Consider the following 14,670-nt stretch of genomic DNA (forward strand, 5'->3'; position numbering starts at 1 on the left):
TAAATGAGTAAGGCATTGATCCTGTTCAACAACTTGAGTAACCAGTGCCAATCGTGACATAGTCGCCCCTCATGGTCATAAAACAGACAAGGAGAGTGTCATGTTGCTCAAACCCCTGGGGCTGACCCTTGCCCTCGCCCTGCTGGCCGGTTGTGCCAGCGACAAGGGCTTTCACTATGCCCCACCGCCCCAGACCCTGCTTGCCCCCGAGGCAGCCAGCGGCTGGACCAACAAACAGGGCTGGCAGGGCCATGACTTCATGGTGGCGGCCGCCAACCCGCTGGCGGTGGATGCGGGCTACCAGATCATCCAGGCGGGTGGCAGCGCCGTGGATGCCGCCATCGCGGTGCAACTGGTGCTGACCCTGGTGGAGCCGCAATCCTCCGGCATCGGCGGTGGCTCCCTGCTGCTGGTGTGGGATGGCAGCAAGGTCGCGGCTGTGGATGGCCGCGAGACGGCCCCTGCCGCCGCCACGGATCAGTTGTTCATGAAGGATGGCAAGCCGATGGCCTTCTACGATGGCGTGGTGGGTGGCCGCTCGGTCGGCGCGCCGGGCACGGTACGGGCACTGGCGCTGGCCCATCAGCGCTATGGCAAGCTGCCCTGGGCCACGTTGTTCGAGCCCGCCATCACGCTCGCGGAGCAGGGTTTTGTGATAAGCCCGCGGCTGGCCACCCTGCTGGCAAAAGATCCCTACCTCGCCAGGGACCCGGATGCCCGTGCCTACTTCTATCTGCCGGATGGCACTCCCAGGCCCGCCGGCAGCACGCTCAGCAACCCGGCGCTGGCCAAGGTGCTGCGCACCCTGGCCACACAGGGGGCGGATGCCTTCTATCAGGGGCCGCTGGCCCAGGCCATGGTCGCCAAGGTGCGCCAGCATCCCACCAATCCCGGCGTGCTGGCGGCGGCGGATCTGGCCAGCTACCAGGCCAAGCTGCGGGACGGTCTCTGCTTTGACTATCGCCAGAGCCAGATCTGCGGCTTTCCCACCCCCTCCTCCGGCACCATAGCCCTGGGCCAGATCTTCGGCATGCTGGAGAGCCACGACATGGCGGCCCTCAAGCCGATCGCCACGACGGAAGGGGGACTGGCCGCATCAAGCGAGGCCATTCATCTCTACAGCGAGGCGGCGCGGCTCGCCTTCGCCGATCGCAACCAGTATGTGGCGGACGGCGATCTTGTCAGCGTGCCGGTGAAGGGGCTGCTGGACAAGGGCTATCTGGCCGAGCGGAGCAAGCTTATCGGCGAGCGTTCCATGGGCCTGGCCCAACCGGGCACGCCGCCGCTGGCACTGGCTCGCGGCAAGGATGCAACCCCCGAGCTGCCTTCCACCAGCCACGTCTCCATCGTCGACAAGGCGGGCATGGCGGTCTCCATGACCAGCTCCATCGAGGATGGCTTCGGTTCGCGGCTGATGGTCAACGGCTACCTGCTCAACAACCAGCTCACCGATTTTTCCTTCACCTCGCTGGATGCCGCCGGTCTGCCGGTGGCGAACCGGGTCGCGCCCGGCAAACGGCCGCGCTCCTCCATGTCCCCCCTGCTGGTGTTTGACAAGCACAGTGGCAAGCTCGAAATGAGCCTGGGCTCTCCGGGGGGCTCCGCCATCATCAACTACGTGGGCAAGACGCTGCTCGGCACCCAGGATTGGGGGCTGAACCTGCAGCAGGCCATCAACCTGCCCAACTTCGGCAGCCGCAACGGCCCCACCGAGCTGGAGGCGGGACGCACCCCCAAGGCAGTGGTCGAGGGGCTCAAGGCGAGGGGACACGAGGTGGTGCTGAGCGAGCAGACCTCGGGCCTGCAGGGGGTCGAGCGCAATGCCGGCGGCTGGTTCGGCGCCGCCGATCCGAGGCGCGAGGGCATTGCCAAGGGCGAATAAGTGCCCGCGTCTATGCATCAAGGCGACCTCAGGGTCGCCTTGATGCATGTTGCGCCCTGGCGCCGCCCCGGGGCGCACACTTGCAGACCAAAATCATCGCAGATTAATTACTCCTGCCAACAAAATGGAGAAAGTCGCCCCTTCCCCCCCTGCATTTCGATACTTATGCACTTTTAATCGCAAATAAGCGTTGAAATGTGGATAAATATTGCTTTTAGGCAAAAAATGTATTATTTTTCAACAGAAACGACAACTGTTGTCCCCAATATCCAGTGTTTGTCGCGGCCAACATCTGTCTCTTTCGCCCCCTGCTCATTACAGCTGCCCTGTTCATCCCGCGCGGTGATCTGGTAGCCCCCTGACTGCCATTAGCGAGGTGACGACATGGACCACTCCCTTCCCCTGATTACCACCCTGGTTGGCGGCTTCGTGCTCGCCTACGTGCTCGGCATGCTTGCCCATCGCCTCAAGATCTCGCCCATGGTGGGTTATCTGGCGGCCGGGGTGATCTCGGGCCCCTTCACGCCTGGCTATGTGGCCGACATGGCGCTGGTGCCCGAGCTGGCGGAGCTGGGCGTTATCCTGTTGATGTTCGGGGTGGGCCTGCACTTCTCCTTCAGCGACCTGATGTCGGTGAAGAAGATCGCCATTCCGGGCGCCATCGTCCAGATAGCGGTCGCCACCTTGCTCGGCATGGGGCTCTCCTCCCTGCTGGGATGGGATCTCACCGCCGGCCTGATGTTCGGCCTCGCCCTCTCCACCGCCAGTACAGTGGTGCTGCTGCGGGCGCTGGAGAGCCGCCAGAATCAGGAGACCCTGCAGGGGCGCATCGCCATCGGCTGGCTCATCGTCGAGGATCTGGTGATGGTGCTGGCGCTGGTGATGCTGCCCATACTCGCCAATATCCAACACGGCGATCAGAGCATGAGCTGGCAGAGCATAGCGCTGGATCTGGGCTGGACCCTCGGCAAGGTCGCCCTGTTCGTGGCGCTGATGATGGTGGTGGGCAGCCGCTTCATCCCCTGGTTGCTGGCCCACACCGCCAGCACGGGCTCCCGCGAGCTGTTCACCCTGGCGGTACTGACCGGCTCCCTCGGCATCGCCTTCGGCGCGGTCAAGCTGTTCGGCGTCTCCTTCGCCCTCGGCGCCTTCTTCGCCGGCATCGTCATGAACAGCTCCGAGCTGAGCCATCGCGCCGCCAACAACACCTTGCCGCTGCAGGATGCCTTCGCCGTGCTCTTCTTCGTCTCGGTGGGCATGCTGTTCAACCCCGCTGTGCTGCTGACGGATCCGCTGGCGGTGCTGGCCACCCTGTTCATCATCATGTTCGGCAAGTCGGTGGCGGCCTACGCCATAGTGCGGCTGTTTCGCTACAGCCAGCGCACCGCGCTCACCATCTCCGCCAGCCTGGCCCAGATCGGTGAGTTCTCCTTCATCCTGATTGGCCTCGCCATCGTGCTCAAGCTGGTGCCGGAAGCAGCCCGGGATCTGATCCTGGTGGGCGCCAGCCTCTCCATCATGCTCAATCCGCTGGTGTTCAACGCCGTCGAGCGCTACCTGGAGAAGCACCCGGATGCCGACAACACCCAGGCGCTGGCCGAGTGCAAGTGCCCGGCCGTCGAGATGAAGGAGCACACTGTGCTGGTGGGCTTTGGCCGGGTCGGCCGCCTGCTGGTGGAAGGGCTGCAAGCCGCCGAGCGGCCGCTGGTGGTGATAGAGCAGGATCCGCACCGGCTGGAGAGCCTGCACCAGGCCGGGATCCCTCATATCAATGGCAACGTGGCGAACGATGAGGTGCTGTGTCGCGCCGCCATCGCCGATGCCAGCTGGCTGCTGGTGGCCATCCCCAACAGCTTCGAGGCCGGCGAGGCCATCGCCCAGGCCAGGCTGATCAATCCGGCCATCCGGGTCATAGCCCGCGCCCACAGCGATGACGAGGTCAACTTCCTCACCCGGCAGGGGGCAGACAAGGTGATCATGGGGGAGCGGGAGATAGCGCTCGGCATGCTGGCCGAAACCACGGGCTGACCGCCATTGGCAGGGTGCAAACCGACAGAGAGGGGCCCCAGGCCCCTTTCGTTTGGGCCGCGCGTAGCGGCCAGCCCCCAGCGATAGTGGCGCAATATCGCCGACATGGCACACTTTGGGTCCCTGCGTCAGCCCCCCAACCGGGGCACAATGGCCAGGGCACGGCAACCAGACTGCCACTCCCCTTCTCATCAGCACAAAGCGCTGGCCAGCCCGGCCCAATCCCCCGGGTAAACAGCAGATCCTGCAGTGACCCCCACCGGATGGGGCAGCCAGCCCGCCAGATGGGCAGATCCGGCGTGCACTCCCCTGACTAGACTGGGCAGGTCGTCTTATGACACCCATTTATGCCATTCATCTGTCACGCTACCCGGAAGGATCCGATATGAAACCCTTGCTGACCGCCCTCTTGCTCCCCCTGCTGCCCCTCGCCGTGCAGGCCGCCGACCCCGTCTGGATCACGGTCGGTGCCGACAGTGGCGTCGAACTCAAGCAGGTCAAGGCCAAGCTGGCCCCCCTGTTCAGTGCCAGCGGCGCCCCCGTCCAGCTGGCTCAGGTCGAGGCGAGCGAGCTCGGCACCCTCTCCCACCTGATGCACGAAGGCCATCAGCGCTGCGGCGGCTATGTGGTGCACAGCACCCTGGCCGACGCCCTGCAGAGCATGGCCCAGCCCCTCAGCCAGAACCTGTTCAGCGCACCGCCGCTGACCCAGGGCGACAGCGTCAACCGACTGCTGCCCTATCTGGATCAGGGCAACATAGTCGGCACCATCAGCAAGCTCACCAGCTGGCGCAACCGCTACTACACCACCACCACAGGGGTGCAATCCGCCGACTGGGTGGCCAGCCAGTGGCAGAGCCTGAGCGCAACCCTGCCCTGGGCCAGCGTCAGCCGGGTCAAGCACAGCGGCTACCCGCAGCAATCCGTGGTGCTGACCCTCAAGGGCAGCCGCTATCCGGATGAGGTGGTGGTGATCGGCGGTCATCTCGACTCCACCGCAGGCTCGGCCCCCAACAGCCGCACCCTGGCCCCCGGCGCCGACGATGACGCCTCCGGCATCGCCACCCTGACCGAGGTGCTGAGGGTCATCGCCGAGCAGGGTCGCCAACCGGAGCGCACCCTGCAATTTATCGGCTATGCGGCGGAAGAGGTGGGCCTGCGCGGCTCCAAGGACATCGCCAGTCGCTACAAGGCGGCCAACACCAAGGTACTGGCGGCGTTGCAGCTGGACATGACCAACTACCAGGGCTCGGCGGAAGACATCGTCTTCATGACCGACTACACGGACCAGGGACTGACCGGCTATCTCGCCCAGTTGCTCGATGCCTACCTGCCGCAGATAAGCTATGGCTATGACAGCTGCGGCTACGGCTGCTCGGATCACGCCTCCTGGCACAATCAGGGCTATCCCGCCGCCATGCCGTTCGAGTCGCGCTTCAACGACTACAACCCCAACATCCACACGGCGCAGGATACCCTGTCAAATTCGGACGCCTCCGCCGGTCATGCCCTCAAGTTCGCCCAGCTGGCCACCAGCTTCGCCATCGAGATGGGCAAGATCAACTGAGCCAGATGCCGTTGAAAACAGGATAAAAAGAGAGGGAGGCTTGGCCTCCCTCTCTTTTAACGTCTCCCGTTCAGTGCGGCCCGTGTTGCCAGCCGTGCAGACTGTCCTGGCGCAGCTGCCGCCAGGCGTCACGGGAGAGGCTGGGTTCGCTGGCCGCCAGCATCTGCTGCAATTCGACAAGCTCAAGGGCGCTGGCAGCCCGCGGGGCAGGATCGTCCGGCCAGCAGGCGGCAGGCAGGGCCTGCACGGCCAGCATGGCGAGGGAGAGTATCAACAGATAGGGCGTCATCCTGGGGCTCTCATGTTCCGTTACCGGGTCTATTCTTGTCGGGACTGATGACGGCTTGATGACAGGGCGGGATCGTCATTTTACAACATCTGACGAGGCGGGCCGGCGCCTGGATGCATATGGCAACATTTATGCCAAATCTGCGCGGACCAGTTAATTTATGCCCTAAAAAGTAGCCGGGAGGAAAACGTTATCCCTGAAAAGAAAACGTTATCTGGTCAAAACGTTGTTTCTGGATCATAAAAAGTATCCAAAAACTGGTGTATATTGCACGGCGGAAACTCCTTAACCATGAAGACTGACATGAAAAAGACCAAAATCGTCTGCACCATCGGTCCCAAGACCGAATCCAAAGAAATGCTGGCTAAAATGCTGGATGCCGGCATGAACGTCATGCGCCTGAACTTCTCCCACGGCGACTACGCCGAGCACGGCGGTCGTATCAACAACCTGCGCGCTGTCATGGCCGAAACCGGCAAGCACGCAGCTATCCTGCTTGACACCAAGGGTCCGGAAATCCGTACCATCAAGCTGGAAGGCGGCAATGACGTTGCCCTGGTCGCTGGCCAGACCTTCACCTTCACCACAGACCAGACTGTGGTTGGCAACAAAGACAAAGTGGCCGTGACCTATGCCGGTTTCGCCAACGACCTGCGCGTCGGCAACCGCATCCTGGTGGATGACGGCCTGATCGGCCTGGACGTGATCGAAATCACCGAGCGTGAAGTTGTCTGTAAAGTGCTGAACAACGGTGATCTGGGCGAGAACAAGGGCATCAACCTGCCGGGCGTCTCCATCAAGCTGCCGGCCCTGGCCGAGAAAGACAAGCGCGACCTCATCTTCGGTTGCGAGCAAGGCGTTGATTTCGTTGCTGCCTCCTTCATTCGCAAGAAAGAAGACGTGCTGGAAATCCGTGAGCACTTGAAAGCCCACGGTGGCGAGAACATCCAGATCATCTCCAAGATCGAAAACCAGGAAGGCCTGGACAACTTCGACGAGATCCTGGCTGTCTCCGACGGCATCATGGTTGCACGTGGCGACATGGGCGTGGAAATTCCGGTTGAAGAAGTGATCTTCGCCCAGAAGATGATCATCACCAAGTGCAACAAGGCACGTAAAGTGGTTATCACCGCCACCCAGATGCTGGATTCCATGATCAAGAACCCGCGTCCGACCCGCGCCGAAGCCGGCGACGTGGCCAACGCCATCCTGGACGGTACCGACGCAGTCATGCTGTCCGGTGAGTCCGCCAAGGGCAAGTACCCGCTGGAAGCCGTGACCATCATGGCCACCATCTGCGAGCGTACCGATGCCGTGATGCCGTCCAACCTGTCTGCTGCCAACGACAGCAACAAGCTGCGCATCACCGAAGCCGTCTGTAAAGGCGCGGTCGAGACCTCCGAGAAGCTGGATGCCCCGCTGATCGTGGTTGCCACCGAAGGCGGCAAGTCTGCCAAGGCCATTCGCAAGTACTTCCCGCAAGCCTGGATCCTGGCCATCACCACCAACAAGAAGACAGCTGCCCAGCTGGTTCTGACCAAGGGTGTGATTGCCCACGTGGTTGACAGCATCGCCTCCACCGACGATTTCTATCGCATCGGTAAAGAAGCGGCGCTGGCCAGCGGCATGGGTCTGAAGGGTGACGTGGTTGTCATGGTCTCCGGTGCCCTGGTACCGAGCGGCACCACCAACACCGCCTCCGTTCACGTACTCTAATCCGTACCGAACCGATGAAACGGCGCCTGCGGGCGCCGTTTTTTTTATCTGCCCCCCTGCTTCCCGTTCAAGCCCGGTGTTAGAATCCACGCGGATTCAATCCAAGTGGGAAATTTCCCAACTATCGCGTAATAACCCGGAAGTTTTATGCTCTCAACACGCTTCAAAAGAGCCTCGGCCACCCTGTTGCCGCTGCTCTGCTTATTCATCAGCCTCTGCGTACCGCAAGCCATGGCACAGGACGTGCCCCAAAGAGCCAGCGTACAGCGCGCGCTCGATGCCCTCGGCAAGTCAGACACCCTCACCGTCAGCCAGCAGGCCGACCAGAAGCTCCTGACCGAGACCCTCAGCCTGCTCGACAGCATCGAGAAGGAGCACGCCAAGGCCAGGAGCCAAACCCAGCGCCTTCGCTCCCTGCCAGGTGAGCTCAGGGACATCAGCGCCAAACTCGATGCCCTGACCCAGAACAAGAGCGCCGAGCAGATCAAGAGCGAGTACGCCAGCATGAGCCTGGCGGAACTGGACAGCCGCCAGCCGGAAGTGCTGGCCAACATGCAGGATGCCCAGGAAACCCTCGGCACCATCGGCAGCCAGCTCACCAGTCTGCAAACCCTGCCGGAGCGGGCCCAGACCAACATGAGCCGCGCCTATCAGCGCAGCCAGGAGATCCGCACCCGCCTCAACGTCGGTGACAGCGTCAGCAGTGCCGAGAAGATGAAGCTGGGCGCCGAGCTGGCCTTGCTGGAGCTGCAACTGGCCAACCTGCAACAACAGCTGGATAACCGCACCAGCATGCAGGATCTGGCGGTCAAGCAACGGGACTACCAGAACGCCCGCCTCGCCAACGAGGAGCAGAAGCTGCAACTGCTGCAGGAGCAGAGCAGTGCCAAACGTCTGGGCGATACCGAAAAAACTGCCGAGCAGACAGGTGAACTGGTCGCCATCGACGATAACCCGTTGGTACAAAAAGAGCAGGAACTCAACCATCAGCTCAGCCAGCAACTGGTCAGCGCCACCACCAATCTCAACAATCTGGTGCAGAAGAACCTGCAAGCCAAGAGCTGGCTGGAACGCGGTACCCAGACAGAGCGCAACCTGAACGAACAGGTACAGATGCTCAAGGGCAACCTGCTGCTGTCGCGCATCCTCTATCAGCTCTACCAGCAGCTGGAGTCCGCCCCCACCTCTGCGGTCAAGAACCTGGAGGAGCAGATCGCCGACCTGCATCTGGCCCAGTTCGAACTGAGCCAGCAACGTGACCAACTGTTCCAGAAAACCCAGTATCTGGACAACCTGATCGCCAACAGCAGCGAACCTGTCACTGCAGAGGACAAGGCCAACCTCTCCACCCTGCTCGACACCCGCATCAGCCTGCTCGACCAGCTCAACCGTCAGCTCGACAGCCAGCTGACCAACGCCATCAGCCTGCAGCTGACCCAGCAACAGCTGGCGCGGATCTACGCCTCCATCGAATTTACCCTGCAGCAACACATCTTCTGGGTCAGCAGCAACAAACCCATCGACATGAAGTGGTTCATCAACTGGCCGGCCCAGGCCTACAAGCAAGCCTCGGACTGGGTGCTGAAGCCGGACTGGGACGGCTGGGGCGAGATGCTGCTGCCGGTTTCCCTGCTCGCCTTCCCGCTGCTGCTGGTGGGTGGCCTGCTGATCTGGAAGCGCCCGACCCTGGTCAAGCGCCAGCAGAGGATCGCCAAGGATCTGGGACGTTTTCGCCAGGACAGCCAGTGGCACACGCCGCGCGCCCTGCTCTATTCCGTGCTGCAGCGCCTGCCGGGCAGCCTGTTCATACTGGCGGCCGGTCTCTGGCTCACTTACTGCGGCCTGCTCAGCCCCAAACTGATTTTCCAGATCACCCTCAACCTGGCCCTCGGTTATCTGGTGTTCAGCGTCTATCTGGCGGTAATGCGTCCGGGCGGCATTGCCGAATCCCACTTCCGCATGCCGAAGGCCGAGCTGCAGGCCAAGCGCACCAGCATGCGCTATCTGTGGCTGCCGCTGCTGCCCCTCATCATGCTCTCGACCAAGGCGGTGGTAGAACCCTCGTCGCTGGGCAATGATGTGGTCGGTCAGGCACTGACCCTGCTGCTGCTGGGCCTCACCACCTATCTGGTGTTCCCCATCTCTCGCGCCATTATCAAGGGCGAGGGCAGCATGCAGCAGTCGATCACCGCGGGCGCCCTGGCGCTGGCGCCGGTGGCACTGATGGTGCTGGTCGGTCTGGGCTACTACTACACGGCGCTGAAACTGACCGGCCGTCTGGTGGAGTCCTTCTACCTGCTGATCATCTGGAGCCTGGTCTACCGCACCGCCCTGCGTGGTCTGGAGCTGGCGGCCCGCCGTCTGGCTTACCGCCGTGCAGTGGCCAAGCGTGAGCACAGATCGGTGGAAGATGCGGAAGGTGGCGAGTCCATCGAAGAGCAGCCCATGGATCTGGAGGATGTCAGCCAGCAATCCCTGCGCTTGACCCGTACCGTGCTGCTGCTGGTATTCGGTGTCGCCTTCTACTGGCTCTGGTCTGATCTGGTGGCTGTCTTCTCCTACCTAGACAGCATGGTGCTGTGGCACCGCAGTGAAGGGAGCGGCGCCAATGCCGTGCTCTTCCCGATCAGCCTGAGCGACGTGCTGATCGGCTTCCTCCTGCTCGGGGGCGCCTGGTCACTGGCCCGCAACCTGCCCGGTCTGCTGGAGGTGCTGGTGCTCTCCAAGCTGAACCTGGCCCAGGGTACCGCCTACGCCATCACCACCATGCTCAACTATGTGCTGATCGGCTTCGGCTCCCTGACCGCCCTCTCCATGATGGGCGTACAGTGGGACAAGCTGCAGTGGGTAGCGGGTGGTCTGTCGGTCGGTATCGGTTTTGGCATGAAGGAGATCCTCTCCAACTTCGTCTCGGGCATCATCATACTGTTCGAGCGTCCGGTGCGGATCGGCGACACTGTCACCATTGGTCCCTTCTCCGGTACCGTCTCCAGGATCCGCATTCGCGCCACCACCCTGACCGACTTCGACCGCAAAGAGGTGATCATCCCCAACCAGCAGCTGATGACAGAGCGGCTGATCAACTGGTCCCTGAGCGATACCGTCACCCGCGTCATAGTGCGGGTCGGGGTCGCCTACGGCTCGGATCTTGAGCTGACCCGCACCCTGCTCAAGCAGGCCGCCGACGACAACAGCCGCGTGTTGAAAGACCCGGCCCCCATCGTCTACTTCCTCACCTTCGGCCCCAGCACCCTGGATCACGAGCTGCGCTTCTTCGTGAGCGAGCTCGGCGATCGCAACCCGGCCGTGGACGAGCTGAACCGCAAGATCGACGCCCTGTTCAAGGCGAACGGCATCGAGATCGCCTTCAACCAGATGGATGTCTACATCAAGAACATGAAGGGCGAAGAGCAGAAGGTGGAGCCCAACAGCACAGCCCTGCCGCCGCCGGGCCAGCAGCCCGCCTGATGCAGTACCCAAGGCCCCGTGACGGGGCCTTTTTTATGGTCCCGGGCCCGCCCGGTGGAACCGGGTTGGCGGTTTTGTGATGGCGAGGCGAGAACAAGCCGTCACTTATCAGTAACTTGGATAGCGGGTAAAGGGCGACGACACGACCGCCAGCTCGGCCAAGCCGGGATACACTCAGGTGCCACATCCCCACATTTGCAATCGAGGTGCGCCATGAATTCACCATCCAGTCTGCTCGCTTTTCTCGGCTCCCCCCTGCTCGGGGTCGCCGCCACCTATGCCGATCCGGCCAGCAAGGAGACCGGCGTCTATATCTGCGGGGTCGAGATCCATGACGACGATACGCTGCTGCTCAGCTTTCCCAAGGGGCACCAGCTGGCGGCGGGCGACAAGATCACCCTGCACCTGGACAACCGCACCGGGGTCGATGAGTACGATGCCTCCCTGAGTGTCTATCGCGCCTCCTACAAGGGGCGGGTCGAGCGGGTTTCGCCCGGCAGGGTCCATGTCACCCCGCTGCAGTTCGAGCTCTGGTATGGCAATCGGGTGGTCCATGCCTTTGCCCAGCCGGACTACCAGCATCCGCAAGACGGGCGAGAGGCAGTTCCTCTGCCGATCACCCCGCTCACCGGCTTGCCCGTGCCTGACCTGCGCGAAGTGGAGAACAAGATAGGGGTACTGGTCACCCGGGCCCAGTCACAGCCGCACACCACAGTGCTGGCATTTCTCTCCTCGGATGAGGACGACATCTTCTTCATCACCTTCCCCGAGACCTTCAAATCCCGGCTGCTCAAGCGCGACGGCCGCTGCCATTTCGCCATCGACTCGCGGGCTGTGTTTACCTACACCCGGGCCATCGAGTGGAATTACACCATCATCGCCGCCGATGCCTACCAGATCCCACAGGATCATCCACTGTTCGAGCCCATTCGCGCCGCGTTCGTGCAGAAAAATCCGTGGGAAGTGGGTTTCTTCAGCCACCCGCAGGTGGAGCTCTATCACCTGAAGGCCCATCAGGTGGTATGCCCGGGCCGGGCAAAAGAGTAAGCAAAACCCCGGAGGATGGAGATAAGATTGGCCTGCCGTTACCCATGACAAGGAGTAAAGATCAGATGCAGCAGGTTGTTTATGTGGCGAGCCCCGCCAGCCAGCAGATCCACGTGTTCGCCCTGGCCGAGAGCGGGGAGCTCGCACTATTGCAGGTGGTCGATACCCCGGGCCAGGTCCAGCCGCTGGTGACAAGCCCGGATGGGCGCTGGCTTCATGCCGCCGTGCGGCCCGATTTTGCGGTCATCAGCTACCGGATTGGCATGGATGGCCGGCTCAGCGAACAGGGCTCGGCGCCGCTGGCGGGCAGTGCCTCCCACACCGCCATCACGGCCGACGGCCGCTTCCTGCTGGCGGCTTCCTACGCCTTCAACCATGTCACCGTCTCCCCCATCGATGCCGCTGGCTTGGTGCAGGCCCCGCACCAGCACATGGATCCGCTGATGACGGCTCACTCGGTCACCCTGCTGGCGGACGAGCAGGGCAGGCAGGAGATGCTGATTGCCTGCCTCACGGAAGATGCCATCCGCCGCTTCACCCTGAACGACGAGGGGCGGCTGGTGCCCCATCCGCTGGGAGATCTGCATACCACCAGCGGTGCCGGGCCAAGGCACCTGGCGCTGCACCCCGTCAATGGCGATATCTACTGCCTGAACGAGCTAGATTGCACCATCAACCGCTACCACAGGCAGGCCGATGGCCATATCCATCTGCAACAGAGTCTGGACATGCTGCCCGCGGGGTATCAGGGAGAGCGCTGGGGGGCGGATCTCCATGTCACGCCGGATGGCCGTTTTCTCTACAGCTGCGAGCGGGCCAGCAGCCTGCTGACCCTGTTTGGCATAGCGGAGCGAGATGGCAGCCTGACCCCGCTGGCCCACTTCCCGACCGAGACAATGCCGCGCGGCTTTGCCATCGATCACGGCGGCCGCTATCTGCTGGCGGCCGGGCAAGCCTCCCACCAGCTCGCCGTGCACCGCATAGACCCTGGCAGCGGCGAGCTGACGCTGCTCGCGCGCCATCCGGTGGGCGACGGGGCCATGTGGGTGCGAGTGCTGGCCTTGCCCGAGTGACGCCGGGAAAGCGCTCCAAATGAGTGAGGCCACCCGGGGGTGGCCTCTTTTTCATCATCTCAATGCACAGCAAGCCAAGCGCTTAATCCTTGGCACTCTCCATGGCGCCCTCTTCGGAGCTGGCAGGCAGGATCAGGTTGAGCAGTATGGCGGCAACCGATGCCAGACCGACACCGGCCAGGGCGAAGTCACCTATCTTCATCTCCAGCGCGCCGACGCCGACCGTCAGGGTCACGGCCACGATGGCGATGTTGCGGGCCAGCCCCAGATCCACCTTGGACTCCACCAGCGTCTTGAGACCGATGGCGGCGATGGATCCGAACAGCAGCAGCATGATACCGCCCATCACCGGCATGGGGATGGAGGTGAGCAGGGCGTTGAACTTGCCGAAGAAGGCCAGAATGATGGCAAACACGGCGGCCCAGGTCATGGTGACAGGGTTGAAGTTGCGGGTGATCATCACGGCGCCGGTCACTTCGGCGTAGGTGGTCACGGGTGGGCCACCGATGAAACCGGCGAAGCAGACGCCGATACCGTCACCGGCCAGGGTACGGTGCAAACCCGGGTTCTTGGTGTAATCCTGCCCGGTCACACCACCGATGGCGAGCACGCCGCCTATGTGTTCGATACAGGGGGCTATGGCCACCGGCAGCATGAACAGGGCGGCAGCCCAGTTGATCTCCGGCGTTTCGAAGTGAGGCAGCGCCAGCCAGGGGGTGTTGACCAGACCGTCGAAGTTCACCTGGCCCATCAGCACGGCAGAGACATAACCGGCGATGACACCGCACAGTATGGGGATCAGCTTGATCCAGCCCTTGCAGAACACGGCCGCAATCAGGGTCACCGCCAGCGAGATGCCAGCCAGCGTCAGTGCAGTCCCAGCAGGCACCACCTGCTCACCACCGGCACGGCCCATCGCCATGTTGCAGGCAACCTGAGCGACCGACAGGCCGATCACCATGATCACTGGGCCAATCACCACGGGCGGCAGCAACTTGTGCACAAAGCCCATGCCCCGCACGCGAATGAGTGCGGCCAGGATGAAGTACATGAAACCGGCGGCAAACAGGCCAAACATGGTGGACGGCAGTCCCCATGTCTGGGTGGCGTAGATGATGGGGGCGATGAAGGCAAAGCTGGAACCGAGGAAAATCGGGACCTGGCGGCGAGTGCAGAGCTGGAACAACAGGGTGCCCACACCGGCGCCAAGCAGGGCCATGGAGGGGTTCAGTCCGGTGAGCAGGGGCACCAGAACCATGGCACCGAAGGCGACAAACAGGATTTGCAGCCCGGCGACACTTTGCTTGACTAAGGAAAACATGGATGTCCTTAATTTTTTGATAACTGACAGGGATATTTGACACTTTTCAGTTATCACAAGACGCTTTCAAGGCGTGAAATGGGCCAGTTGGCGTCATTCGTTACCTTTTACTGCTTGGGGAGGGCATGAAACTGGCTTTTTAGGCGGGATTCGTTGCTACAAGCATCGAGTATGCGATTTTACGCACTTTTATGGCGGACGCCAATCGTTTTTCCACGCGACTTTGTTTGTCAAAGGCTCACCCCTGCTCCGCCATAGGGTCACTCTATACTTGATTGC

The 14,670-nt window shown here is 62.3% G+C and carries 9 protein-coding genes; 7 read left to right on the plus strand and 2 right to left on the minus strand.

Going from position 1 to position 14,670, the window contains the following annotated elements:
• The first annotated feature begins 100 nt into the window (after nt 1-100).
• The 3 genes from ggt to AACQ95_RS09470 all read left to right on the plus strand — a co-directional run bounded on the left by ggt (nt 101) and on the right by AACQ95_RS09470 (nt 5,477).
• Complete coding sequence (ggt, locus tag AACQ95_RS09460; protein WP_241278433.1) at nt 101-1,882, plus strand: gamma-glutamyltransferase; 1,782 nt, start codon at nt 101-103, stop codon at nt 1,880-1,882.
• Between the two features lie 384 nt (nt 1,883-2,266).
• The gene (ybaL, locus tag AACQ95_RS09465; protein ID WP_241278434.1) at nt 2,267-3,910 is read left to right on the plus strand and encodes a YbaL family putative K(+) efflux transporter; all 1,644 of its coding nucleotides are present in this window, start codon (nt 2,267-2,269) and stop codon (nt 3,908-3,910) included.
• 385 nt (nt 3,911-4,295) lie between these two features.
• Complete coding sequence (locus AACQ95_RS09470; RefSeq protein WP_241278435.1) at nt 4,296-5,477, plus strand: M28 family metallopeptidase; 1,182 nt, start codon at nt 4,296-4,298, stop codon at nt 5,475-5,477.
• A gap of 70 nt (nt 5,478-5,547) precedes the next feature.
• On the opposite strand, the gene AACQ95_RS09475 is transcribed toward AACQ95_RS09470, so the two are convergent.
• Nucleotides 5,548-5,766 carry a hypothetical protein gene (locus tag AACQ95_RS09475; protein ID WP_241278436.1) on the minus strand — a complete coding sequence of 73 codons (219 nt, stop codon included), beginning with the start codon at nt 5,764-5,766 and terminating at the stop codon, nt 5,548-5,550.
• A 303-nt stretch (nt 5,767-6,069) separates the two neighbouring features.
• Between AACQ95_RS09475 and pykF the strand changes: the two genes are divergently transcribed.
• From pykF to pgl, 4 genes are all read left to right on the plus strand, one after another.
• A complete protein-coding gene (gene pykF / locus AACQ95_RS09480; protein WP_042870985.1) occupies nt 6,070-7,482 on the plus strand; it encodes a pyruvate kinase PykF in 1,413 nt (470 codons plus the stop codon).
• 147 nt (nt 7,483-7,629) lie between these two features.
• Nucleotides 7,630-10,950, plus strand: coding sequence for a mechanosensitive channel MscK (gene mscK, locus AACQ95_RS09485; RefSeq protein ID WP_241278437.1), 3,321 nt, complete (start codon nt 7,630-7,632; stop codon nt 10,948-10,950).
• Between the two features lie 213 nt (nt 10,951-11,163).
• Nucleotides 11,164-11,997, plus strand: coding sequence for a hypothetical protein (locus AACQ95_RS09490; protein WP_098983171.1), 834 nt, complete (start codon nt 11,164-11,166; stop codon nt 11,995-11,997).
• Between the two features lie 65 nt (nt 11,998-12,062).
• Entirely contained in the window at nt 12,063-13,070 is a 1,008-nt protein-coding gene (gene pgl / locus AACQ95_RS09495; protein WP_241278438.1) for a 6-phosphogluconolactonase, read from the plus strand.
• Nucleotides 13,071-13,152: 82 nt separating this feature from the next.
• On the opposite strand, the gene AACQ95_RS09500 is transcribed toward pgl, so the two are convergent.
• Complete coding sequence (locus tag AACQ95_RS09500) at nt 13,153-14,391, minus strand: uracil-xanthine permease family protein (protein ID WP_172955298.1); 1,239 nt, start codon at nt 14,389-14,391, stop codon at nt 13,153-13,155.
• Between the last annotated feature and the right edge of the window lie 279 nt (nt 14,392-14,670).

Origin of the sequence: Aeromonas sp. MR19 (genome assembly GCF_963899305.1) — a bacterium.
Taxonomy (GTDB): domain Bacteria; phylum Pseudomonadota; class Gammaproteobacteria; order Enterobacterales; family Aeromonadaceae; genus Aeromonas; species Aeromonas bestiarum.